The sequence below is a fragment of the Flavobacterium channae genome (genome assembly GCF_021172165.1).
Lineage (GTDB): Bacteria > Bacteroidota > Bacteroidia > Flavobacteriales > Flavobacteriaceae > Flavobacterium > Flavobacterium channae.
Map to the genome: position 1 here is coordinate 1299800 of NZ_CP089096.1, position 22652 is coordinate 1322451.

A 22652-nucleotide genomic window follows, 5' to 3' on the forward strand; every position below is an offset into this window, starting at 1 on the left:
AGTTGCTTGTCTACTTTTTAGTAAATAAGTAGAAAAAACTTTTGCAAAAATACTGAACATTTGGTTTGTTTCAAAAAAAATTATACATTTGCATCGTCTTTTTGACAAATTAAGGCGATAAAGAACAAATTTTTATGTACATCGGACAGGTAGTTTTTCTGGAAACATCACGCTTTGTATTCGGCTTACTTAATAAATACAGTGAGTTGGGTGCATTACTGCTGTTTTGCATTTTGCCGATGTTGTTTTTCCTTATTGAAAACTGTTCGCCTGAAATCCCGTCCGCTAATTGGGCTTTCCAATTACCTGCGTTTGCGATGGTCGTTCCTTTCTGGTTCGTCCTGTATTAACTCTCTCCATTACATTTTTATCTCATTAAGAAACTTTCGTGGCTTTATCGAATGCTATGTGTTTTCGGCGATTACTCCTGTTTTCAATCATTAATTATTTCATACATTATGCAAAAATCAATTCGTTCAATTTATTTAGACGGGTCTAAAGGTTATAATAAATCTGTCAAAAAATGTGTAACCTTTTTTAGTTCATCGGGACTTCTTCTGTCGCTTCTTCTGATAGGGAGCTGTGGAGGCAAAAATGAAAATCACGGCGGCTGGGGCAATGGTCCGGCAGAACTTCCTATAGCAGTTGTTCAACAGGGCGAAGCCGTTATACCAAAAGAATATTCCGCCAGTGTGGAAGGTGTTCAAAATGTAGAAATCCAATCACAGGTTACAGGCTATCTAAGCAAAATCTATGTGGATGAGGGAGCTTATGTAAACGCTGGTCAAACACTTTTCAAAATAGAGGATAAAACTTATGCTGAGCAATTACGCTCTGCACAGGCTTCATTGATTACAGCACAAGCCAATCTTGCCAATGCCCAAATTGAGCTGAACAGAAAAAAGGAACTTGTAAAAAGCAAGGTCGTATCCGATTTGCAGGTTCAACAGGCTGAAGCAGCTTATAATGCGTCAAGAGGTGCTGTTTCGCAAGCATCTTCACAGTTGGAATCCGCAAAAATCAATCTTAATTTTTGTACCATTAAAGCACCTGTAAGTGGTTATGTAGGACGCTTCAATTACCGTTTAGGAAGTTTGATTTCCCCTACTAATACTACGCCCTTAACGCTTTTATCTGATATACGCCAGGTAAACGTGTATTTCAGTATGAGCGAAAATGACTTTTCAGGTTTTCAGCAGGAATACGGAGGAAAAGTTGAAAATGCACCAGCGGTAAACCTTATCACGTCGAGCGGAAACCAATATGAACTACCCGGAAAAATAGATGCTGTTGAGGGACAGTTCAACCAGAATACAGGCTCTATTACATTAAGGGCAAGGTTCAATAACCCTAAATTGCTTTTACGAAGTGGCAACACGGGTAAAATTTCCATCGTGCAGAGATATGCCAATGCTACATTGCTCCCTATCGCTTCAACAATAATGATACAGGACAAGATTTTTATTTTTTCTGTAGATAAAGATAGCAAGGCTATCCAACTACCGATTGAAGTATCAGGAAAATCGGGCAATAACTATATCGTTTCAAAAGGTATCAACCCTGGTGATAAATACATTGTGAGCGGTTTTGACCGTTTGCAGGCAGGAGCACCTGTTGTAGCACAAAAGGCAAATGCAAATCCTAACAAGTAATCCAAAAAACGAAGAAAAATCATTATGCTAAAAACAATCATAAAAAGACCTGTACTTGCTACGGTCATATCCGTTATATTGGTCATCTTGGGGATTGTAGGAATGCTCAATTTGCCGATTACAAAGTTTCCCGATATTGCACCGCCTACGGTTATGGTCAATGCAGTATATCCAGGAGCTAACGCCGAAGCGATAGCCCGTTCGGTAGCACCGCCATTGGAAAATGCGATAAACGGTGTGGAGAATATGGACTACATCACGTCCGTTGCGAGTAACGACGGTACATTACAGATTACTGTTATCTTCAAATTAGGAACCGACCCCGACCAAGCCGCCATCAACGTGCAGAACCGTGTGGCACAGGTAACCAACCAGCTTCCTGCCGAAGTAGTGCAGGCAGGTATTACTACGCTGAAACGTCAGAACAGTATGATAGCGTTGGTTACAATATCCAGCCAAGACGGTTCAATGGACGATTTGTTTTTGGAGAATTATGCCAAAATCAACGTTCTTCCAGAACTCAAACGTATAAAGGGTGTGGGTGATGCGATAGCTTACGGTAACAAAGATTACTCAATGCGTGTATGGCTCGACCCCGTAAAACTCAATGCGTACAACATTACGCCAGCCGAAGTTTCAAGGGCTATCCAATCGCAAAACTTAGAAGCCGCACCCGGTCGTTTCGGGGAAAGAACCGAAGAAGCCAAAGAATACATAATGCGTTACAAGGGTAAGTTTACCGAACCTGAGCAATACGAAAACATTGTGATAAAAGCTACCAATGACGGTTCTATCCTACGGTTGAAAGACGTAGCAAAAGTTGAATTTGGAGCATACAGCTATGCTGTTACCAACAAATCCAATGGTAAGCAAGCGGTAACAATGGCTATCTTCCAGATGGCAGGTTCCAACGCTAATGAAGTGCAGATTGCGGTACAGGAACGAATGGCGGAGTTATCTAAATCGTTCCCTAATAAAATGGAATACAATATTCCGTATGCGACAAAAGATGCCTTAGACCAATCTATCAGCCAGGTAATTAAAACCCTGATTGAAGCCTTTATCTTGGTGTTCATTGTGGTGTATATCTTCTTGCAGGATTTCCGTTCTACGCTTATCCCTGCCATTGCCGTTCCAGTTTCCATTATCGGTACGTTCTTCTTTATGAGCCTGTTTGGGTTTTCGATAAATATCTTAACCCTCTTTGCTCTGGTGCTGGCAATCGGTATCGTGGTGGATGATGCCATTGTGGTGGTCGAAGCCGTCCACGCCAAGATGGAACACAAGGGATTAAGCCCAAGAGCAGCAACGCTTTCAGCGATGCACGAAATTTCGGGTGCGATTGTTTCCATTACATTGGTAATGTCGGCGGTGTTCGTTCCGGTTGCCTTTATGAAAGGCTCAACGGGATTGTTCTATCAGCAATTCGCCCTGACTTTGGCAATCGCTATTGTTATTTCGGCGGTAAATGCCTTGACATTAAGCCCTGCTCTGTGTGCCTTGTTCCTGAAAGACCTGCACCACGGAAAAGACGGAAAGAAACTGAATTTCAAGGAACGCTTTTTTGCAGGATTTAATGTTGCATTCAACAAGCTGACGTTCCGCTATGGAAAATCAATACTATTCCTGATAAAGAAAAGATGGGTTGCCTTTGCCGGAATAGCCATCTTTGGAGGGTTGTTTATCTATTTATCAATGACAACACCTAAAGGATTTATTCCCGATGAAGACCAGAGTTTCATCATTGTAAAAATAGACCTTACACCCGGTGCTTCCAAACATCGTACAGGAGAAGTAATTGCTGATGTTGAAAAAATCTTAATCAACCACCCCGCAGTGGATAAAGCTATGTCGGTAGAGGGATTGAACCTGTTCACTGGTGCGATGTCCTCTTCTTCGGGAACGCTTTTCGTTACACTGAAAAAACCGGAAGAACGTGGCGAAGTGAATAAGATTGACGACGTTATCGGTCAGTTGATGGGCATTCTGTCGCAGGACAAACGTGCCAATTTCCTTGTGCTGAATACGCCAACCGTAGATGGTTTCAGTAATACAAGTGGTATGGAACTCGTGTTGCAAGACCGCACCAATGGCGAACTGCAACAGTTGGGTAATACTTCGTATGCGATGATGGGTGCATTGATGCAACGTCCTGAAATTGCGGTTTCCTATACAACCTTTGACGTTTCTTTCCCTCAATATGAAATATCGGTAGATGAGGGAAAAGCAGCCCAGTTGGGTGTTGAAGTATCGGATATTATGGCGACGTTACAGGGTTATTACGGAAGTTTCCAGGCTTCTGACTTTAACCGTTTCGGTAAATATTACCGAGTATTGGTACAGGCTACTCCTGAAACCCGTAAGGATGAAAGTTCGTTGAACGGTGTTTTCGTAAAGAATGCTACCGGAGAAATGGTTCCCATCAATACATTGGTAACGCTAAAACCGATTACGGGTGCGGAAGTTGTGGACAGGTTCAACCTCTTTAATGCTTCCAACCTTACCGTAATGCCTGCACCGGGTTTCAGTACAGGACAGGCAATGACCGCTATACAGGAAGTGAGCAAACAGGTATTGCCCCCGGGCTATACTTATGATTACAAAGGTATGAGCCGTGAGGAAAGTACATCGAGTTCACAATCGACTGTGATATTCGGCTTGTGTATTGTGTTCGTATTTTTCTTATTGTCTGCACAATACGAAAGCTATGTTCTTCCTTTTGCGGTGCTTATCGCCATTCCGGTTGGTCTTTCGGGTGTTTTCGTGGGGATAACCTTTGCACAGATTTCCAATAACATCTATGTACAGATTGCAATGGTAATGCTCATCGGGTTGCTCGCTAAGAATGGTATCCTTATCGTGGAATTTGCCGTACAACGCCGCCACGCCGGTAAGAGTTTGGTAGCTTCTGCCGTTGAGGGAGCAAAAGCCCGTTTACGCCCTATCCTGATGACCTCTTTGGCGTTCATTACGGGATTAATTCCGTTGATTTTCGTGGTCGGTCCGTCTGCAATGGGTAACCATTCCATCGGCTATGCCGCAATTTTTGGAATGTTGTTCGGAACAATACTGGGTATTTTCATCACACCTGTTTTGTTTGTGGTGTTCCAACATCTGCACGAAAAAATCAGTGGGAAAACTGTAACCGATGCCGATTGGGAGTTTTAATTCAAAATAATTTTAAAATGACTTCAATTAAGAATATAACATATACCATAGCTGGAGTATTTTTTGCATCGGGCATTATAACCTCTTGTTCCGTGCAGAAATACCAACAGCCAGCCTTGCAACTTCCCGAAACATTTAGAAACAGCGAAGTGGCGGCAGACAGCACAAATAATATTGCCCAATTAAGCTATAAGGATTTTTTTAAAGATCCTGTACTTGTCAATCTCATTGATAAGTCAATGGAAAAAAACTACGATTTACAGGTGGCTTTAAAACAGATTGAATTTGCATCACTTGGGTACAGGCAATCAAAATGGGCGTACGCCCCAAAAATTGATGCGACAATAGCCGGAGCTACAATTAATCGACCATCGAGTAACAGTATTGTCGGACTTCAAATGAGTCAATTCGTACTGAAATATACCGAAGATTATTCTACATCCGTCAACCTTTCGTGGGAAGCCGACATTTGGGGAAAAATCAAAGGGCAAAAAGAACAAGCCCTTACCGATTATCTTCAGACACAGGAAGCCGCAAAAGCCGTAAAGACAAGGTTGGTTTCTGAAGTAGTACAAGGGTATTACAATCTGTTGATGCTGGACAAGCAATTGGAAATCAGCCAAGCCAATTTATCGTTTGCCGATAGTACACTTGTTATCCTGAAAAAGCAGTACGAATTGGGAATGATTACTTCACTTGCCGTACAACAACAGGAAATAACAAAAGACCAGATATTTAAAAGTATTCCTGTTATTGAAAGTTCCATCAACACGCAGGAAAACGCATTGAGTATTCTTACTGGAACGATGCCGGACAAAATCGAAAGGCAATCTTCGCTTGATGATGTGCAGAAACCTGAAGACTTAGCTACCGGAATACCATCGCAAATGTTGGCGTTCAGACCGGATGTAAAAAGCAGTGAGCTGGATTTCAGGAAAAGCATTTCTGCTATACACGTTGCCAAAGTGAGTATGTACCCTGCCTTGAATATAACGGCACAAGGCGGTTTGAATACTTTCAAATCAAGTAATTGGTTTAATATACCAGGTTCTCTGTTCGGATTAGTTGGCGGTACAATTGTACAGCCGATTTTGAACGGAAAACAACTAAAGACCAGATACGAACAATCCAAGATAAGCTCGGAACAAGCAGAATTGAATTTTAAACATTCTGTGCTTAAAGCTGTGGGCGAAGTGTCTGACGCTTTGGTGCAGATTGAAAAATTAGAGGAACAACAAGCCATTGCGGAAAATTTGGTAAAACAGGCAGAAACTGTTGTCAATAATTCCCTGACGCTTTATAAGTACAATGAAGCAACCTATCTGGAAGTTATCGTAGCACAAACCAACAAGTTGCAGATAGAGTTGGATTTGGCTTCTATCAAAACGCAACGATTGAATGCAATAACCACGCTATACCGTTCGCTGGGCGGAGGATGGCAGTAGTTGTTGAGATATATTTTTTAACCTCATAGGAATTGTAAATCCTATGAGGTTTTAGGCGAAAACCTCAAAATTATAAAATTGATGAAATTATGTTCAAATTCCTATTAAAGAAAATATCAACACTCATAGAAGTAACGCAAATCGTGGAAGAAGTACCCGAAACGTTTACTTTCAAATTTGCTGTTCCCGAAAATATCAAGTGGAAATTGGGAGCTTATGACCATTTTTTAGCATCAGATTTAACGGGCGATAAACCTTTTAAGGGCAATCTCGTAAGGGAAATTTCGATTATGAGCCACCCTAATGAAAACTACATTGGGTTTACAACCCGCATCAGGAGCAATGCTTCCGATTTTAAGCAAGCGTTAGGAAAATTACAGGCTGGTGATAAGATTAGGGTATTTTTCTTCGGAAGCCATATCAAACTACCCGAAACAAATACGCCTGTTGTTTTTATCAGTATGGGCGAAGGCATTGCCACCTTTCGCCCTTTTATCATAGAACTGTTAGACAGGTATTCGGAAACCACCATTACGAACATCAATATTGAACGTAGCGGAAAATTTGTATATCAGGATGAGCTTAACGGATTGCCGGCAAACAAAATTAAAAATGTGCTGGTAACATCACGCAACGCCTTGTATGAGGGTATTGATAAAACGCTGGAAAACAAAGAAAATGTGTATTACGTTGTCGGTTCAAAACAGTTTAACAAATGTAAATCGTCAGCAAAAAGTGGACTGATTTAGTTCAAAACTAAGAGAGTGTTTTCAAAAATTATTAACTTTGAAATAGTATGAAAACACCTAAGAAAAAAACAGCAGAGAATTTCATCAAAGACATTCGTAGAAATACACGAAGAATCTTTAGTTCCGAACAGAAAATTCAGATTGTTATGGAAGCTTTACGAGCAGAAATGTCAGTTGCAGAATTGTGTCGTAAGTATTCCATTAATGAATCTCAGTTTTATAAGTGGAACAAAGAATTTTTGGAAGCAGGTAAAAAGCGTTTAGCAGGCGATGTAACAAGAGAAGCTACGAGTGATGAAGTATCAGAGCTCAAGAAAGAAAATCAGTCTTTAAAAGTAATGATTGCCGATTTAGTTTTACGCTACGATATTGTAAAAAAAAGCTTGGACATGCTGGATTAACTGAAAAGTTTAAGAAATATATGCGACTTACAGTATCCGAAAAACAAGAAATCATTCACATGGTTACTCGTTCAGAAATTGGCGTAAATCGAACACTTCGGGAGATTGGAATCAATAAAAGTACGTTTTACAATTGGTATCATGCTTACAGCGAAAATGGTGTTGAAGGATTGCTTCCAACCAAAAGAGCAGCAAACAGGCAATGGAATAGCATTCCACAAGAGCAGAAGAATTTGGTTGTAAAATTAGCTTTAGATTATCCTGATTTGTCTTCTCGAGAATTAGCCTATAAAATCACTGATGAACAACAGATATTCCTATCAGAATCAAGTGTTTATCGGATTTTAAAGTCAAGAGGTTTAATTACAGCTCCAGCTCATATTTTTCTGAGTGCAGGTAATGAATTTACAGACAAAACAGGCTTTGTTCATCAAATGTGGCAAACGGATTTTACCTATTTTAAAATATTGGGTTGGGGTTGGTATTACTTGAGTACGGTTTTGGACGATTACAGCCGATACATTGTACACTGGGAACTTTGCTCAAACATGAAAGCCGATGATGTAAAAAGAACTGTTGATACAGCCATTAAGAAAGCAAAATTGATAACTAAACAAAAACCAAAACTCTTGTCCGACAATGGTTCGTGCTACATTGCAAACGAATTAAAATCGTATTTAAAAGACAATTATCAAATGCAACAAGTACATGGAAGACCCAATCATCCACAAACACAAGGAAAAATTGAACGCTATCACAGAACCATGAAAAATGTTGTAAAACTTGATAATTACTTTGCTCCCGAAGAATTAGAAGCTGCTTTAGAAAAGTTTGTTTATCGCTATAACAATGAACGCTATCATGAATCATTAAACAACTTAACCCCAGCAGATGTCTATTTTGGAAGAGGTGAAATGATTTTAAAAGAACGTGAACGATTAAAGAAAATGGCTATTATTGGCCGAAGAAATGAGTACCAAAAATTAAAATTAACAACAAATCAAAAAAAACATTTATCTTTGAATTATTAACTAAATACTCTCTTAGGAAAAGTCCACTTTAGTTTGAAGACGTACAACTTTGGTAATCTGTCTCAATAATTACATGAAGTAATTCTAAATTTATCAAAGTATTCAAAGCAACTAAATCAATTGGAGCAATATTGTTTCTTATTCTAAGTATACAATATTTTAAATTTGATATTTCTAAAGCATTTAATTGATTTATCATATTCAAATTTTCGTAACGAATATCTAAAATGGTTCCTCCATTAGAATTATTAGAATTTCTTGAAAATTGATTGGATTCTAGTTGAACTAAGTCTGTTGAATTTAAAACTGCAGAAAGTGTATTCTTAAGTTCTTGATTTGATTCAAATAAAACATCATTACAATTATAAATTTGCTGGGCTCTTATTTTTATTGTAGAACACATTAAGAAAATAGAGCATAGAAATAATGTTCTAATTTCAATTTTTGACAAACTTTCCATAATAATAATTTTTAAAATTAATAATTACAGTAAGTTGATTTTAAGGTTGGGTTTAGGGGATGAAAATGAAGTTAAGTTTAATAAGAAAATAGGGGGAATGGATTATTATAACAATGCTAAATTACTCAAAAACTAATAGTTAGATACAATTAGATCAGTGTTTTCGATAAAGTGTTTAAAAAAATCTACTAACTAACTTAAAAATAGCAAAAGCTTTAACTTCTAATTCAAAAAAAATGAGTAATTTAATTTTCTAAACTAATAACTATGAAAAATTTAATACTTATTAGACATTCAAAGTCAAGTTGGGACGCACCAGTTCAAGATATTGAAAGATCAATCTCCAAGCGCGGAGTTAAAGATGCGCATTTAATTGCTGCAAAAACTCCTGAAATTTTACCACCATCTTATATTGTATGGAGTAGTAAAGCAAAAAGGACTCAAGAAACAGCTTTTATATTTTCTCAATACCTTTCTATTCCGCTTGAAACTATCCATTTTTCAGAAGATTTATATACTTTTGATGCTAAGAGCTTAGAAAAAAATATAAAAAAATGTGAAAATTCATATGATAGTCTAATTCTTTTTGGACATAATGAAGCTATTACAAAATTTGTTAATAAATTTGGAGACCTTTATATTGATAATGTTCCTACATCGGGTGTTGTTGCTTTGCAATTTGATACAAATGATTGGAATGATTTATCGAAAGGTAAAACCATAGCAACATTATTTCCAAGCCATTTTAAAAATGAATAATATATCAAATAACTATATCGATCGAGAAAAAAGCTGGTTAACATTCAATGCCAGAGTGCTTCAAGAAGCAAATGATGAGAGTGTACCTTTATTAGATAGATTTCGTTTTCTTGGAATTTTTTCCAATAACTTAGATGAGTTTTTCAGAGTTCGATATGCCGCAATTCGTAGAATGAGTCTAGAAACATCAGAAACTGAAAAGATTCTTGGTGTTCCTGCCGAGCAATTGTTAAAAGAAATAACAGATATTGTAATTGAGCATCAATCTGAAAGTTTACGTATTTTGAGTGAAATTGAAAAAAAACTTGAAAAAGAAAACATTTTCATTATCAACGAAAAGCAAGTTACTAAAGAACAGGAAACTTTTATTCACGATTTTTTTATTCAAAAAGTAAGCCCGGCCGTTGTAACTATCATGTTAAATGACCTAGAGGAGTTTCCGCTTTTAAAAGATACTTCTGGTTATTTAGCTATTAAGTTAACCATGCGTTCGGCTGATGCTACAAATAAAGAAATACGTTATGCCGTTATCGAAATTCCGCATACTATCAACAGATTCGTAGTTTTACCTTCAAATTCTGAAAAGCAATATATCATACTTTTAGATGATGTTATCCGATTAAATTTGGCAAGTATCTTTAATATATTCGATTACGAAAACATTTCGGCTCACATGATTAAAATTACTCGTGATGCTCAGTTGGAATTTGATAGTGATTTGAGTAAGAGTTTGATGGAAAAAATTTCAAACTCAGTTAAAGAACGTAGAGTAGGTGAGCCAGTACGTTTTGTTTACGATCAAGCGATAGGAAAAGATACTTTAGAATTTTTCCTAAAAGGAATGAATATTTTAAGTTCAGATAGTATTATTCCTGGAGGAAGATATCACAATCGTAGAGATTATATGAACTTCCCAAATTTGGGTCGTTACGATTTGTTGTACAGAGAAAATTTACCATTACCCGTACCAGGTTTATCTTTAGAAGGAAGTATTTTAGAAAGAATTAAAAAGAAAGATTATCTGCTTTATGCGCCATATCAGTCTTTTTCCTATATCATTAAATTTTTACGTGAAGCCGCTCTTGATCCAAAAGTAGCTTCAATTAAAATTACATTGTACCGATTAGCAAAGAATTCACAAATTGTAAGTTCGCTAATAAATGCTGCTAAAAACGGTAAAAAAGTAACCGTTCAAATTGAATTACAAGCACGTTTTGATGAAGAAAGTAACATTTCGTATTCAGAACAAATGCAAACCGAAGGTATCGAATTGATTTTTGGAGTAAAAGGTTTAAAAGTTCACAGCAAAATATGTGTAATCGAACGAATTGAAGAAGGAAGAGTTAAACGCTACGGATTTATCTCAACTGGAAATTTCAATGAAAATTCGGCAAAAGTTTATACAGATGTAACGCTTTTCACAAGCAATGTTGAAATTTTAAAAGACGCTGCTAAGATTTTCGATTTCTTCGATGTAAATTATCGCGTGCACCGATACAAGCATTTAATTGTTTCGCCACATTATACAAGAAGTCGTTTTAATAAATTAATCGATAGAGAAATTTTAAACGCACTTTCGGGCAAAGAAGCTTACATCAAATTAAAGATGAATAGTATATCCGATTTTAAAATGACGGATAAATTGTACGAAGCAAGTAATGCAGGAGTGAAGATTCAATTGATTATTAGAGGAATCTGTTGTTTAATTCCTGGAGTTAAAGGATTAAGTGAAAATATCGAAGCTATTAGTATAGTAGATAACTATTTAGAGCATTCTCGTATTTATATTTTCGGAAATGCTGGCGATCCAGAAGTGTATATTTCTTCAGCCGATTTTATGACGCGAAATTTAGATGCAAGGGTAGAAGTTACTTGTCCAATATATGATCAGGAAATCAAAAATGAATTAATTGAAACATTCGAAATAGGTTGGCGTGCCAATGTAAAAGCCCGAATTCATTCTGCCGATTTAAGAAATCAATACAGAAAGAAAGGTGATGAAAAACCATTTAGAGCACAACAAGAAATGTACAATTATTATCAAAATAAGTTAGAAGTAATTGCCGAAGATGTGCAATAATTTAAAATAGATGATTACAATAAAAAAATACGCTGCTATTGATATTGGTTCCAATGCTATGAGGCTTTTGGTTACCAATATTGTAGAGCAACCTGGATGTCAACCACAATTCAATAAGAGTTCATTAGTTCGTGTGCCAATTCGTTTAGGACAAGATGCCTTTACTGTTGGCGAAATTACCGATGAAAACATTGACAGAATGATTGATGCCATGAAAGCTTTTAAATTATTAATGAAAGTGCATAAAGTGGAACAATATAGAGCTTGTGCAACTTCAGCCATGCGTGAAGCATACAATGGAAAAGAAGTGGTTGATATTATTAAAAAGAAAGCCGATATAAAGATTGATATTATAGATGGTAAAAAAGAAGCAGCTATTATTGCGGCTTCCGATTTAAAACAATTTATCAGTACCGATAAAGCCTATTTATATGTAGATGTTGGTGGTGGAAGTACCGAATTTTCATTGTTTTACGAAGGAAAAATTATTGCTTCAAAATCGTTTAAAAACGGAACCGTTCGTTTGTTAAATAATATGGTAAACGATGTGGTGTGGCAAGAAATTGAAAAATGGATTAAAACCAACACGGAACCTTTTGAAGATATTACATTAATAGGTTCTGGAGGAAATATCAATAAATTATTCAAATTATCGGAAAAACAACAAGACAAACCGTTGTCGTATGTTTATGTGAGTTCGCAATACCAAAAATTAAACAGCATGACTTACGAGCAAAGAATTGCCGAAATAGGTTTAAACCCAGACCGTGCCGATGTAATTATTCCTGCAACTCGTATTTATTTAAATGCAATGAAATGGAGTGGCGCTCGTCATATTTATGTGCCAAAAATTGGATTGTCTGATGGTATTGTAAAAGCAATGTATTACGGGAAGATTTGATAAAATCATTAGATTCTTCAAGTCCCGTAGGGAAAACATATTGGTAGATTATTCGGTTAAAAAAAATGTTTAAACGAGTCCCGTAGGGACGATATGTAGGTAGCATTTGGAAAAAGTGGATAAAGAAGTAAAAAATATAATTATTAATAATTCTATAATGAAGGTATAACGGTAATGGCAAACACGTATACACAAATACATATTCAATTTGTTTTTGCGGTAAAATACCGAGACGGATTAATTCATTCGTCATTCAAAGATGAATTATACCAATATATTACAGGGATTATCAAAGCAAATAATCATAAATTATTGGCAATTAACGGGATGTCAGACCACATTCATATTCTAATCGGAATGCGTCCAACACAAACCATTTCCGAATTGATGCAAATTATTAAAGCCAATAGCTCTAAATGGATTAACGAGAAAAAGTTTCTGAAAGTAAAATTTGAATGGCAAGAAGGTTATGGAGCTTTTTCATATTCTAAATCCCATGTTCAAAATGTAATTAAGTATATCCAAAACCAAGAGGAGCGTCATAAAACGAAATCATTTCAAGAAGAATATTTAGAATTTTTAGAAGCATTTGAAGTGGAGTATGATGAACGTTACATTTTTAAAGTGCCTATTTAATATCATCCCTACGGGATTTTAAACCTGTTTAGTTGTTTTGTTACCAATATTTCATCCCTAAAGGGATTTATAAAATTTGTTTTGTATTATTGTATTTATTAACCTTGAATGATTTTTTAAACCCATGAAGAAAATTGAAATACCAAAATTCCATGAAACATTTAATCCAATTTTAGAAATATTGAGCAATGGAGAAATGATTCATACAAGAGAATTACAGGATTTGGTTATTAAGAAATACTATTCAGATTTACCTGAGGAAATGCTTAATAAGAAAACAAAATCTGGAGAAGTATTGATCAATAATAGAATTGCATGGGGAAAATCTTATCTAAAAAAAGGTGGATATATTTTTTATCCAGAAAGAGGTCATGTTAAAATTACAGAAAAAGGTTTAAGTCAAAAGTCAAGTTTGACATTAAAAGACGTTGAACAAGGTACAAATATTCTTGATTTTTATACAGAAGAGAATTTAAAGTCAAATAAATCTGCAACTGATATAAAAGCGATTGATAATGCTTCACCTCAAGACTTAATTGATGAAGGTTTTTCAAAAATTGAAACAGAAGTTAAGAATGATTTATTAGATAAGTTAAAAGTTATCAATCCATATTATTTTGAAAAAGTCATTCTAATATTATTGAAGAAAATGGGTTATGGAGATTTTATAGAAACTTCTAAATCTTCTGATGGTGGAATTGATGGAATCATAAATGAAGATAAATTAGGTTTAGATAAAATTTATATTCAAGCTAAAAGATTTAATGAAAATAAGGTAAGAGAAAAAGATATCCGAAATTTTATTGGTGCTATGAGTGGAGATACAAATAAAGGTGTTTTTGTAACTACTTCTTTATTTGACAAAGGCGCAGTTGAAAAAGCTAAAAACGCTCATCATAAAATAATATTAATTGACGGAATTAAATTGGTTGATTTGATGCACGAGTTTAATGTTGGTGTACAAATTAAATCTGTTTATGAAGTCAAACAATTAGATGAAGATTTCTTTGAAGAACAATAGTTTAAACATCCAAATCAAACGTCTTTCTTAATATTTCAAGAGCTGGGTTAATTTGTTTTAAGCGTTCAAATTTTTCTTGTGGTGTAAACGCGTATTTATTTTCAGTAGTTTCATTTACAACCACTTCAATAGTAATATCATGATTGTGTAATTTACCTCTCAAATAACCTAACAATTCTATTGAACCCGATAAAAACTCTTCTTTTGTACTCTGGTTTGGAAGTTCTAAAGTAATAACCGTACCATTTAATGTTGGATCATTCATTTGCATGTAGGTTGCCATTAAACGCTTTCCAGTATCGGTCATTTTTTGTGCAAACTTATTCCATTGTAACAACATATCGGTTTCATTAAATGTTTCCGATGGTAATTCTTCACGGTGTCTTTGAAAAGTTTGTTGTTGCGCTTCTAGCTCTTTTTTTGCTTTTATGCTCGCTAATGAAAGTGCTGAAACTTTGTTTCCTGTTGGGTTTAAATTTGTTAAAACTGGTTTAGGAATTTCAGGAACAACCGGTGTTGCTACTTCATTTTGAACTTCAGGAGTAGAAGTTACTACTGCTGTATTTTCAACAGGTTTTATTTCTTCAGTTGGCGCCTGAGTTTTAGGTGTGGCAACTTCGGTAATAGAGTAGGAGTTGTTTTTGTAATAAGTAGCCGGAATTATAAATTTAGCTACTTTTTTTTTTCTCCATCAAAAGTGATAGAGGCCAATTGCATTAAACATAACTCGACTAAAAGTCGCTGATTTTGACTTACTTTAAACTTCAAATCACACTCATTTGCTAATTCAATTCCTTTAATTAAGAAATCGTGCATTGCTTTGTGCGATTGTGCTGCATATAAACTTTGTGCTTGTTCACCCGCTTCTAAAAGTGGTAAAGTAGCAGGATTTTTACAAACTAATAAATCTCTGAAATGCGATGCCAAACCAGCAATAAAATGATGTCCATCAAAACCTTTTGCTAAAATATCGTTGTAAGCAATTAGTAAATCTGGAATTTTATTGTCTAAAATTAAATCCGTTATTTGAATGTAGTATTCAAAATCTAAAACGTTTAAATTTTCAGTTACAGCTTGTCTGGTTAAATTATTTCCACAATACGAAACTACACGGTCAAAGATTGACAATGCATCACGCATAGCGCCATCAGCTTTTTGCGCAATAATGTGCAAAGCATCATCTTCAAAAGCAACGCCTTGTTCTTTCGCTATTTCTGCTAAATGATTTTTGGCGTCTTTTATCGTAATTCTTTTGAAATCAAATATTTGACAACGCGATAAAATCGTTGGAATAATTTTATGTTTTTCGGTAGTCGCTAAAATAAAAATCGCATGCTTAGGTGGTTCTTCTAATGTTTTAAGGAAAGCATTAAATGCCGCTTGTGAAAGCATGTGAACCTCGTCGATAATATATACTTTATATTTTCCGGTTTGAGGTGGTATTCTTACCTGATCGATGATACTTCTAATATCGTCAACTCCGTTGTTTGAAGCAGCATCTAATTCAAATACATTGAAAGAGAAATCTTCATACGGATCATCGTAACCTTCTTGATTTATTTTTCGAGCTAAAATACGAGCACAAGTTGTTTTTCCTACACCTCTAGGTCCAGTAAACAATAAAGCTTGCGCTAGGTGATTGGTTTCAATAGCGTTTAACAAAGTATTAGTAATAGCTTGTTGCCCTACAACATCTTTAAATGTTTGAGGACGGTATTTTCGAGCTGATACGATAAATTGTTCCATAGATTCTATTGAAACACAAATATAGGTTTAGAAAATTCAAAACGCAAATTCAAATTTCAATTTCAAGTTAAAAGTTATTCACATTATAAAGAACCAGTATTGATTTTTTTAATGGCCAATTTTGAAATAATATTAAAATTATCATTTACAGAATTGGCTGAAGTTCCAGATACATAAACGCCTTTTAATCCATATTTAGATACGATACCATAAACAGAAGCTTGATCATCTGGATTTGAATTGCCTTCATAATGGTAAATATGGTTTATAGTATAGTTTTCAGGATGTAAAACGATATCTTCCTGATTTTGATTGAAATCGAATGTAAATCCTTTTTTTCTCAATTTTTCTAAGGCTTCAGAGACAGAAGCATAATGATATATAACACTTGACATAAGTTGTTGATTTTCAAGATTTGCGACTTATAAATTTACAAAAACTGAAGCTATAATGCCGTAATATAATGTTAAACTTATAGTGTTAAATCATAAAATTCGTTATAAATAATGTACTTTTGCAGCGCAGACCGCCTTATCGTCCGTGTGTAAGCATGGTAGGAAAGTCCGGACACCAAAGAGTAGCATAGCGGGTAACGCCCGTCCGCTGAAAGGCGAGGACAAGTGCAACAGAAAGTATGTACAGGTAATGCTGTAGTGAAACCAGGTAAACTCTATGCGGTGAAATGTCAAGTATATCAGCAGTTTTTGAACAATCAAAATAAGGGCTACTCGTCCGATGCTGAAGGGTAGGCAGCTTGAGTTATGTAGTAATGCATAATCTAGATAAATGATAAGGCCACACTTGTTGTGGACAGAATCCGGCTTATAGGTCTGCTTTTTTTTGAAGTATTCTAGATTTGATCTTAATCTTCAAATTCCTCTTCCTCTTCATCGCTTTCAAATTCGTAAAACGAAAATACAGAACCTCCATAACTTTTTGAAAAAGAAAAATTAGTTAAATGATCTAATTTGGTGTGTTTTGAATGTTCTACAATCAGCATTCCTTCTTCATCTAAAAGTTCGTTTTCAAAAATAAGCTCAATTATTTTTTCAAAATTCTCTTGGCTTAAATCATAAGGCGGATCTGCAAAAATGATATCATAACTCGCTTTGCTCTTTTCTAAAAATTTAAAAACGTCGCTTTTTAGAGCAGTAATATCTAAATCAAGTTCTTTAGAAGTTTTTTTTATGAAATTGACACAACCCATGTCGCCATCCACACTTGTAATAGGACCTGCACCGCGAGAAGCAAATTCATAACTGATATTTCCAGTTCCAGAGAATAAATCCAAAACTTTTAATCCGTTAAAATTAAAGTAGTTATTTAAAATATTAAACAACGATTCTTTGCACATATCTGTAGTTGGTCTTACAGGTAAGTTTTTTGGAGCCACTAATCTTCTCCCTTTGTGTTTTCCGGAAATAATTCTCATGAATTGTAAAGTATAAAATGTTTTCTTAGCTCAGAAGGTAAAATATCCAAATTTGTAGCTTTAGAAGAAACATCTAACAAAGCACAATTTCTAATGTATTTGTAAGCAATTTTATAGTATGCATCGTTTTCTGAACATTCTCCAAGTATTTGAACCAAGATGGTTTCAGGATTCAGTTGAAGTTGTTCGCAAGTAAACAAAATGTAATAAATAAAATCCTCAGGGGTTTTGTATTGAAAAGAATTGAATAAAATTAATTGCTGATTTTTAACAACAATCAGTTCAAAATGTTCTTTTTGTAGATGCACAAACAATTGTTTTTCATCTTTATTTTTAGATAAATCGAGTAGTTGTTTTACCAAAATAGAATTTGAATTTTGGTATTCAAAACTTTCATACTGATCTAGTAAAAAGTTGTTGATGTTAACAAAAGGAACATAGATGTTGTTGATTTCGTAAGGAAAAATAGCATCGTATGTAAAAAAATCAGTTTCAAAAACTTTAGTATTGTATTGTAAATAGCTTGCTAAAAAATTAGCATCAAATAGGGAAGTGGGCACTAAAGCATTAAGATTATTGTCATGAATAACCATAACTTCATCGTACGCTTTTGTTAATGCAGGATTATCTACAAAAGTGCGCCATAATTGTTCCTCTACAACTTTATTTTTTTCAAAAAGAATTGAGGTAGTTGTAAGTACTTTATTTGAAATTAAATCAAAGACACAAAAAGAAAGTCCACTCAAGGAAACCTGAATGGACAACTTTTTATATGTTTTTTGAGTAATGTCGTTATTCGTTATTACCATATTTTTTTGGCCAGTTACCAGTAAGAGATACTTCTTCTAATGAACCTAAAATGATTTGTGGACCGTTGATTTCGTCAATCGATTCAACTTTATTTTCTTGTTTAACTAACTCTTGATCTAAATCTTTTAATAAAGCATTTTTATCGATAGTAGCTTGGAAAACAGAAATGTTCATATCGTTACGGCTTACAGTACCCGTTTTCATAATTACAGGAACTTCAACACCTCCAACTTTTACAACATTTAAACTTTTGTAACGATCAGAATTTTTAAACAATGAATCTTTAACTTTTACAGTTCCTAATTTAGTAATGATTACTTCATCTTTAAAGAAACCTCCAACACCGTCAGCTCCAACTTTAATTCCAAAAGCAGCATTTTTAGCGTGGTCGATAACAGCTGTATCTTTTCTTGAAACGATTTCGAATTGTCCGTTTTCAACGAATTGTACTAACTCATCAAATGTATCAGCATATTTTCCGTTTACAGATTTATATCCTGTTTGTAATTTTTTAATATCAAGCATTGTTTTTACTGCTACATTGTAACGAGATTCTTTTTCTTGCTTGAATTCGATTGGTTTCATTACTGAAGCGTATATTAAATACCCTAAGAATATTGAAAGACCCCAAAGTAAAACTGAGAAAATTATTTTGTTTCCTGGTGTAACAAATTTATCAATTAGTTTAACCAATGCAAAGATTAAAACAATTAATACGACTAAATAAATAGCAATTTCTAACATTTGATTAATTTATTTTTAGTTAAATAGGTACGCAAATCTACAATTTTTTTTTCTACACAAAAGAATTTCTTGTAAAAATCATCAGTATATTTGAAAAATTAATATTGGCCTAAACCATTTTTATGACTTACAAGCTGTTTTACAATTTATTACAACGAAATTTCCCCCATCAACCCACACTGAAACAAGACATTTTTCTTCAGAAAATTGCTGACTTTGTTATGAATTCAACAACAAATGATGTTTTTGTGCTAAAAGGTTTTGCAGGAACTGGTAAAACAACTATAATTTCAACTGTTATCAATAATTTGGCCGAAGTCAATATGAAAGCGGTGTTACTTGCACCCACAGGTAGAGCCGCAAAAGTTATTAGTAATTACTCTGGAAAACCAGCATATACAATTCACAAACGAATTTATTTTCCAAAGAAAAATAAAACTGGTGGTGTTAGTTTTACATTACAACAAAATAAATTCAAAAACACCCTTTTTATTGTTGATGAATCGTCTATGATTTCGGATAATAATCAAGATTCTAAATTATATGAGAATGGTTCGTTGTTAGATGATTTGTTTTTTTATGTAGATGCTGGAAACAATTGCAAATTATTGTTAATAGGAGATACCGCTCAGTTACCACCAGTTAATATGAGTGTTAGTCCAGCTTTGGATATTGATTCGTTATCACTTCATTATCAAAAAAATGTACATCATATCGAATTGGATGAAGTAATGCGTCAAGCTGAAGATTCTGGCATTTTGTATAATGCTACTCAATTACGAGAATTATTACATTCGCATTTTATTGATACGTTCCAATTTAAATTAAAAGGGTTTAAAGATATTGTTCGTTTACAAGATGGATATGATATTCAAGATGCCATTCATCAAGCGTATGATAATTATAGTATAGAAGATACGGCTTTTATTTTGCGTTCCAATAAAAGAGCCAATCAATACAACCAGCAAATTAGAGCTTCCATTTTGTCCAAAGAAAGTGAAATTTCTACAGGAGATTATTTAATGGTAGTGAAAAACAATTATTTCTGGTTACCCGAAAATTCAGAAGCCGGATTCATCGCTAATGGTGATATTGTCGAAATTTTAGAAATCAGAAAAATTCAAGAATTGTACGGATTCAAATTCGCCACCGTAAAAATAAGAATGGTCGATTATCCGAATCAAATTCCGTTTGACACCGTTATTATGTTAGATACGATTATGAGTGAATCGCCTTCGTTGACGTATGAAGAATCAAATAAATTGTATCAAGAAGTTTTATTGGATTACGAAGAAGAACGCCAACAATATAAAAAATTACAAAAAGTAAAAGAAAACCCTTATTTCAATGCACTTCAGGTGAAGTTTTCTTATGCCATTACGTGTCATAAATCGCAAGGTGGTCAATGGAAAACCGTTTTTGTAGAACAACCTTATTTACCCGACGGAATTGATATCGATTATGTCCGATGGTTGTACACTGCCATCACCCGTGCCGAAGAAAAATTATATTTAATCGGATTTAAGGACGAGTTTTTTGAAAATTAATACTTTTGTAATCAAACAAAATCAAAAATGAAAATAATAGCTGTAATTCCTGCTCGATATGCTTCTACACGTTTCCCTGCAAAATTAATGCAAGATTTGGGAGGCAAAACCGTAATTCTTAGTACGTATGAAGCAGCTATTTCTACCAATTTATTTGATGATGTTTTTGTGGTGACGGATTCCGATTTAATTTATAACGAAATTATTTCGAATGGAGGCAAAGCCATCATGTCGATAAAAGAACATGAAAGCGGAAGCGACAGAATTGCAGAAGCTGTTGAAAATATGGATGTTGACGTTGTAATTAACGTTCAAGGCGATGAACCTTTTATCAATAAAAAACCGCTAGAAGAATTAATCGAAGTATTCAAAAACGATACCGAAAAGAAAGTTGATTTAGGTTCTTTAATGTTTCAAATATCTGATAAAGAAGAAATTAATAATCCGAATAACGTAAAAGTAATTACTGACCAACAAGGATTTGCTTTATACTTTTCGCGTTCGGTAATTCCTTATCCTAGAGAGGAAAATGTAGGAGTTCGTTATATGAAACACATCGGAATTTACGCTTTCAGAAAAGAAGCTTTGATGGATTTTTACCGTTTACCAATGTTATCGTTAGAAGCTTCTGAAAAATTAGAACAACTTCGTTATTTAGAATACGGAAAACGTATTAAAATGGTAGAAACTTCACATGGAAGCATCGGAATTGATACTCCAGAAGACTTAGAAAGAGCTAGAAAATTATTGTAATTTTTTTATAGTAAACAATTCGTTATGCACTTCAATTTTTGGATATAATCTTACGGAATAATTACTATCAAATTTATTCTTATAATCAACATTTCTTCTTCTGTCTTGATAACCTAAAACCATAGTATTAAACAAGATAAATCCATTTACATTAAGTAAAAAGTTAATACGATTAATAAAGAAATCTTCAAATAGAAAGTTGGGCATTGTAGTATCTTGAAAGATATCGATAATGATTAAATCGTATTTTTCTTTGGTTTTTAAAACGAATTCAAAAGCGTCGTCATTCACAATTGAAACATTGGTATAATTTCCTAATCCAAAATATTTTGTTGCTAATTCAATCACATCGGCATCAATTTCAACTCCTGTAATTCTACCTTCAAATTTGATTTCTTTTTTTAGGGTTTCGATAACACTTCCTCCAGCAACACCTAAGACTAAAATAGAATTAAAATTCTGAATTCGTTCATAACCAATGTATTTTAACCCTTTTTTAAGCACACGTTGCAAGCTTCCGAAAGAATAATTGGTATTCTCCGAATCCAAAACCAAATACCCATTATTCCAGGTAACTTCAAGGTTTTTACTGTAAACCGATTTCTTTTGATGAATTTTTACAGGTAATAAAAAACTAAGTAAGCGCTTAATCATGTAACTTTGTTTGTAATCGTAAATATAATTTTATTTTTGTCTCAAAATAGCCTCTCATGAAACAAATTATATACAAATTTATTTTCTGTAAAATTTTTGGATGGAAAGTAGTTGGTACAATTGCACCAATAGTCAAAAAATGTGTCATTATAGCCGTTCCTCATACAAGTTGGTGGGACTTTTTTCTAGGGATTTTCTCTCGTGGAATTCTAAATTTAGAAATTAATTACGTGGCTAAGAAAGAATTATTTGTATTTCCTTTTAATTATTTCTTTACTTGGACAGGTGGAACGTCTTTAAATCGTCAAAAAAACGAGAATAAAGTCGACACTATCGCAAAAATATTTCATAAAAAAGAAGTTTTTAGATTAGCTATTGCTCCTGAAGGAACACGAAAAAAAGTTACCGAATGGAAAACAGGTTTTTATTATATGGCACTAAAAGCAAATGTTCCAATAATTCCTGTAGCGTTTGATTATGGAAGAAAACAAGTCGTTTTTTACGAACCATTTTATCCAACAGGAAATTTTGAATCGGATATTAATTTTTTAGAATCGTATTATAAAAATGTTGTGGGTAAAGTTCCAGAATTGAGCTACACACCAAAAGAATAGTTTAATTTACAGTTGTTTAAATAATTTTTAATCAAATAAAACCAAGAAG

Annotated in this window: 21 protein-coding genes and 1 other RNA gene; 14 read left to right on the forward strand and 8 right to left on the reverse strand. The window is 34.2% G+C overall.

What is annotated here, in order from left to right; all coding sequences use genetic code 11:
- The first annotated feature begins 458 nt into the window (after positions 1 to 458).
- From LOS89_RS05930 to LOS89_RS05950, 5 genes are all read left to right on the forward strand, one after another.
- Entirely contained in the window at positions 459 to 1652 is a 1194-nt protein-coding gene (locus LOS89_RS05930) for an efflux RND transporter periplasmic adaptor subunit (protein WP_231836907.1), read from the forward strand.
- A gap of 24 nt (positions 1653 to 1676) precedes the next feature.
- Positions 1677 to 4820 (forward strand): efflux RND transporter permease subunit, encoded by a 3144-nt coding sequence (locus LOS89_RS05935; protein WP_231836908.1) that lies wholly within the window; start codon positions 1677 to 1679, stop codon positions 4818 to 4820.
- Positions 4821 to 4837: 17 nt separating this feature from the next.
- Positions 4838 to 6265: a TolC family protein gene (locus tag LOS89_RS05940; RefSeq protein ID WP_231836909.1), complete on the forward strand. Its 1428-nt coding sequence runs from the start codon at positions 4838 to 4840 to the stop codon at positions 6263 to 6265.
- A 143-nt stretch (positions 6266 to 6408) separates the two neighbouring features.
- Positions 6409 to 7014 carry a ferredoxin reductase domain-containing protein gene (locus LOS89_RS05945; protein ID WP_231836910.1) on the forward strand — a complete coding sequence of 202 codons (606 nt, stop codon included), beginning with the start codon at positions 6409 to 6411 and terminating at the stop codon, positions 7012 to 7014.
- A gap of 47 nt (positions 7015 to 7061) precedes the next feature.
- Positions 7062 to 8446 (forward strand): IS3 family transposase gene (locus LOS89_RS05950; protein WP_374107722.1). Its coding sequence is split into 2 segments (ribosomal slippage): positions 7062 to 7377 and positions 7377 to 8446, totalling 1386 coding nucleotides; the frame shifts between segments, so codons are not numbered across the junction.
- A 28-nt stretch (positions 8447 to 8474) separates the two neighbouring features.
- Here the strand turns inward: LOS89_RS05950 and LOS89_RS05955 are convergent.
- Positions 8475 to 8906: a hypothetical protein gene (locus LOS89_RS05955; protein ID WP_231836911.1), complete on the reverse strand. Its 432-nt coding sequence runs from the start codon at positions 8904 to 8906 to the stop codon at positions 8475 to 8477.
- 267 nt (positions 8907 to 9173) lie between these two features.
- Here LOS89_RS05955 and LOS89_RS05960 point away from each other — a divergent pair, with 267 nt between their 5' ends.
- From LOS89_RS05960 to LOS89_RS05980, 5 genes are all read left to right on the forward strand, one after another.
- Positions 9174 to 9665 carry a SixA phosphatase family protein gene (locus LOS89_RS05960; RefSeq protein WP_231836912.1) on the forward strand — a complete coding sequence of 164 codons (492 nt, stop codon included), beginning with the start codon at positions 9174 to 9176 and terminating at the stop codon, positions 9663 to 9665.
- Positions 9658 to 11745 carry a polyphosphate kinase 1 gene (gene ppk1, locus LOS89_RS05965; protein ID WP_231836913.1) on the forward strand — a complete coding sequence of 696 codons (2088 nt, stop codon included), beginning with the start codon at positions 9658 to 9660 and terminating at the stop codon, positions 11743 to 11745. The genes LOS89_RS05960 and ppk1 overlap by 8 nt, the downstream gene beginning before the upstream one ends.
- Positions 11746 to 11755: 10 nt before the next feature.
- A complete protein-coding gene (locus tag LOS89_RS05970; protein WP_231836914.1) occupies positions 11756 to 12646 on the forward strand; it encodes a Ppx/GppA phosphatase family protein in 891 nt (296 codons plus the stop codon).
- Positions 12647 to 12820: 174 nt separating this feature from the next.
- The gene (gene tnpA, locus LOS89_RS05975; protein WP_231836915.1) at positions 12821 to 13282 is read left to right on the forward strand and encodes an IS200/IS605 family transposase; all 462 of its coding nucleotides are present in this window, start codon (positions 12821 to 12823) and stop codon (positions 13280 to 13282) included.
- Between the two features lie 124 nt (positions 13283 to 13406).
- Positions 13407 to 14303 carry a restriction endonuclease gene (locus LOS89_RS05980; protein WP_231836916.1) on the forward strand — a complete coding sequence of 299 codons (897 nt, stop codon included), beginning with the start codon at positions 13407 to 13409 and terminating at the stop codon, positions 14301 to 14303.
- 1 nt (position 14304) lies between these two features.
- On the opposite strand, the gene LOS89_RS05985 is transcribed toward LOS89_RS05980, so the two are convergent.
- The 3 genes from LOS89_RS05985 to LOS89_RS05995 form a co-directional block, all read right to left on the reverse strand.
- Positions 14305 to 14610 carry a DUF8439 domain-containing protein gene (locus LOS89_RS05985; protein ID WP_231836917.1) on the reverse strand — a complete coding sequence of 102 codons (306 nt, stop codon included), beginning with the start codon at positions 14608 to 14610 and terminating at the stop codon, positions 14305 to 14307.
- Between the two features lie 365 nt (positions 14611 to 14975).
- The gene (dnaX, locus tag LOS89_RS05990) at positions 14976 to 16049 is read right to left on the reverse strand and encodes a DNA polymerase III subunit gamma/tau (RefSeq protein WP_231836918.1); all 1074 of its coding nucleotides are present in this window, start codon (positions 16047 to 16049) and stop codon (positions 14976 to 14978) included.
- An 83-nt stretch (positions 16050 to 16132) separates the two neighbouring features.
- The gene (locus tag LOS89_RS05995) at positions 16133 to 16444 is read right to left on the reverse strand and encodes a hypothetical protein (RefSeq protein ID WP_231836919.1); all 312 of its coding nucleotides are present in this window, start codon (positions 16442 to 16444) and stop codon (positions 16133 to 16135) included.
- 123 nt (positions 16445 to 16567) lie between these two features.
- Between LOS89_RS05995 and rnpB the strand changes: the two genes are divergently transcribed.
- Positions 16568 to 16890, forward strand: an RNA gene (rnpB, locus tag LOS89_RS06000) — RNase P RNA component class A.
- Between the two features lie 21 nt (positions 16891 to 16911).
- On the opposite strand, the gene rsmD is transcribed toward rnpB, so the two are convergent.
- The 3 genes from rsmD to LOS89_RS06015 are packed head-to-tail and all read right to left on the reverse strand — an operon-like array spanning position 16912 to position 19035.
- The gene (rsmD, locus tag LOS89_RS06005; protein ID WP_231836920.1) at positions 16912 to 17481 is read right to left on the reverse strand and encodes a 16S rRNA (guanine(966)-N(2))-methyltransferase RsmD; all 570 of its coding nucleotides are present in this window, start codon (positions 17479 to 17481) and stop codon (positions 16912 to 16914) included.
- Entirely contained in the window at positions 17478 to 18290 is an 813-nt protein-coding gene (locus LOS89_RS06010; protein ID WP_231836921.1) for a DUF3822 family protein, read from the reverse strand. Before LOS89_RS06010 ends, rsmD begins: the two co-directional genes overlap by 4 nt.
- Positions 18274 to 19035 carry a hypothetical protein gene (locus LOS89_RS06015; RefSeq protein ID WP_231836922.1) on the reverse strand — a complete coding sequence of 254 codons (762 nt, stop codon included), beginning with the start codon at positions 19033 to 19035 and terminating at the stop codon, positions 18274 to 18276. The genes LOS89_RS06010 and LOS89_RS06015 overlap by 17 nt, the downstream gene beginning before the upstream one ends.
- A 122-nt stretch (positions 19036 to 19157) precedes the next feature.
- On the opposite strand from LOS89_RS06015, the gene LOS89_RS06020 reads away from it, so the two are divergent.
- A complete protein-coding gene (locus LOS89_RS06020) occupies positions 19158 to 20582 on the forward strand; it encodes an ATP-dependent DNA helicase (RefSeq protein WP_231836923.1) in 1425 nt (474 codons plus the stop codon).
- 27 nt (positions 20583 to 20609) lie between these two features.
- Positions 20610 to 21335 (forward strand): 3-deoxy-manno-octulosonate cytidylyltransferase, encoded by a 726-nt coding sequence (gene kdsB / locus LOS89_RS06025; RefSeq protein WP_231836924.1) that lies wholly within the window; start codon positions 20610 to 20612, stop codon positions 21333 to 21335.
- Here kdsB and LOS89_RS06030 read toward each other — a convergent pair.
- Entirely contained in the window at positions 21327 to 21989 is a 663-nt protein-coding gene (locus LOS89_RS06030; protein ID WP_231836925.1) for a spermidine synthase, read from the reverse strand. The genes kdsB and LOS89_RS06030 overlap by 9 nt on opposite strands.
- Before the next feature lie 56 nt (positions 21990 to 22045).
- On the opposite strand from LOS89_RS06030, the gene LOS89_RS06035 reads away from it, so the two are divergent.
- Entirely contained in the window at positions 22046 to 22603 is a 558-nt protein-coding gene (locus tag LOS89_RS06035) for a 1-acyl-sn-glycerol-3-phosphate acyltransferase (protein WP_231836926.1), read from the forward strand.
- Positions 22604 to 22652: the final 49 nt, after the last annotated feature.

Excerpts from the sequence above, each read along its gene's own strand:
- tnpA (WP_231836915.1), top strand. The coding sequence starts at position 12,821 with ATGGCAAACACGTATACACAAATACATATTCAATTTGTTTTTGCGGTA.
- LOS89_RS05935 (WP_231836908.1), top strand. The coding sequence starts at position 1,677 with ATGCTAAAAACAATCATAAAAAGACCTGTACTTGCTACGGTCATATCC.
- LOS89_RS05940 (WP_231836909.1), top strand. The coding sequence starts at position 4,838 with ATGACTTCAATTAAGAATATAACATATACCATAGCTGGAGTATTTTTT.
- dnaX (WP_231836918.1), bottom strand. The coding sequence starts at position 16,049 with ATGGAACAATTTATCGTATCAGCTCGAAAATACCGTCCTCAAACATTT.
- LOS89_RS06015 (WP_231836922.1), bottom strand. The coding sequence starts at position 19,035 with ATGTTAGAAATTGCTATTTATTTAGTCGTATTAATTGTTTTAATCTTT.
- LOS89_RS06010 (WP_231836921.1), bottom strand. The coding sequence starts at position 18,290 with ATGGTAATAACGAATAACGACATTACTCAAAAAACATATAAAAAGTTG.
- rsmD (WP_231836920.1), bottom strand. The coding sequence starts at position 17,481 with ATGAGAATTATTTCCGGAAAACACAAAGGGAGAAGATTAGTGGCTCCA.
- ppk1 (WP_231836913.1), top strand. The coding sequence starts at position 9,658 with ATGAATAATATATCAAATAACTATATCGATCGAGAAAAAAGCTGGTTA.
- LOS89_RS05970 (WP_231836914.1), top strand. The coding sequence starts at position 11,756 with ATGATTACAATAAAAAAATACGCTGCTATTGATATTGGTTCCAATGCT.
- LOS89_RS05985 (WP_231836917.1), bottom strand. The coding sequence starts at position 14,610 with ATGACCGATACTGGAAAGCGTTTAATGGCAACCTACATGCAAATGAAT.
- LOS89_RS05995 (WP_231836919.1), bottom strand. The coding sequence starts at position 16,444 with ATGTCAAGTGTTATATATCATTATGCTTCTGTCTCTGAAGCCTTAGAA.
- LOS89_RS05980 (WP_231836916.1), top strand. The coding sequence starts at position 13,407 with ATGAAGAAAATTGAAATACCAAAATTCCATGAAACATTTAATCCAATT.
- kdsB (WP_231836924.1), top strand. The coding sequence starts at position 20,610 with ATGAAAATAATAGCTGTAATTCCTGCTCGATATGCTTCTACACGTTTC.
- LOS89_RS06030 (WP_231836925.1), bottom strand. The coding sequence starts at position 21,989 with ATGATTAAGCGCTTACTTAGTTTTTTATTACCTGTAAAAATTCATCAA.
- LOS89_RS05955 (WP_231836911.1), bottom strand. The coding sequence starts at position 8,906 with ATGGAAAGTTTGTCAAAAATTGAAATTAGAACATTATTTCTATGCTCT.
- LOS89_RS06020 (WP_231836923.1), top strand. The coding sequence starts at position 19,158 with ATGACTTACAAGCTGTTTTACAATTTATTACAACGAAATTTCCCCCAT.
- LOS89_RS05930 (WP_231836907.1), top strand. The coding sequence starts at position 459 with ATGCAAAAATCAATTCGTTCAATTTATTTAGACGGGTCTAAAGGTTAT.
- LOS89_RS05960 (WP_231836912.1), top strand. The coding sequence starts at position 9,174 with ATGAAAAATTTAATACTTATTAGACATTCAAAGTCAAGTTGGGACGCA.
- LOS89_RS06035 (WP_231836926.1), top strand. The coding sequence starts at position 22,046 with ATGAAACAAATTATATACAAATTTATTTTCTGTAAAATTTTTGGATGG.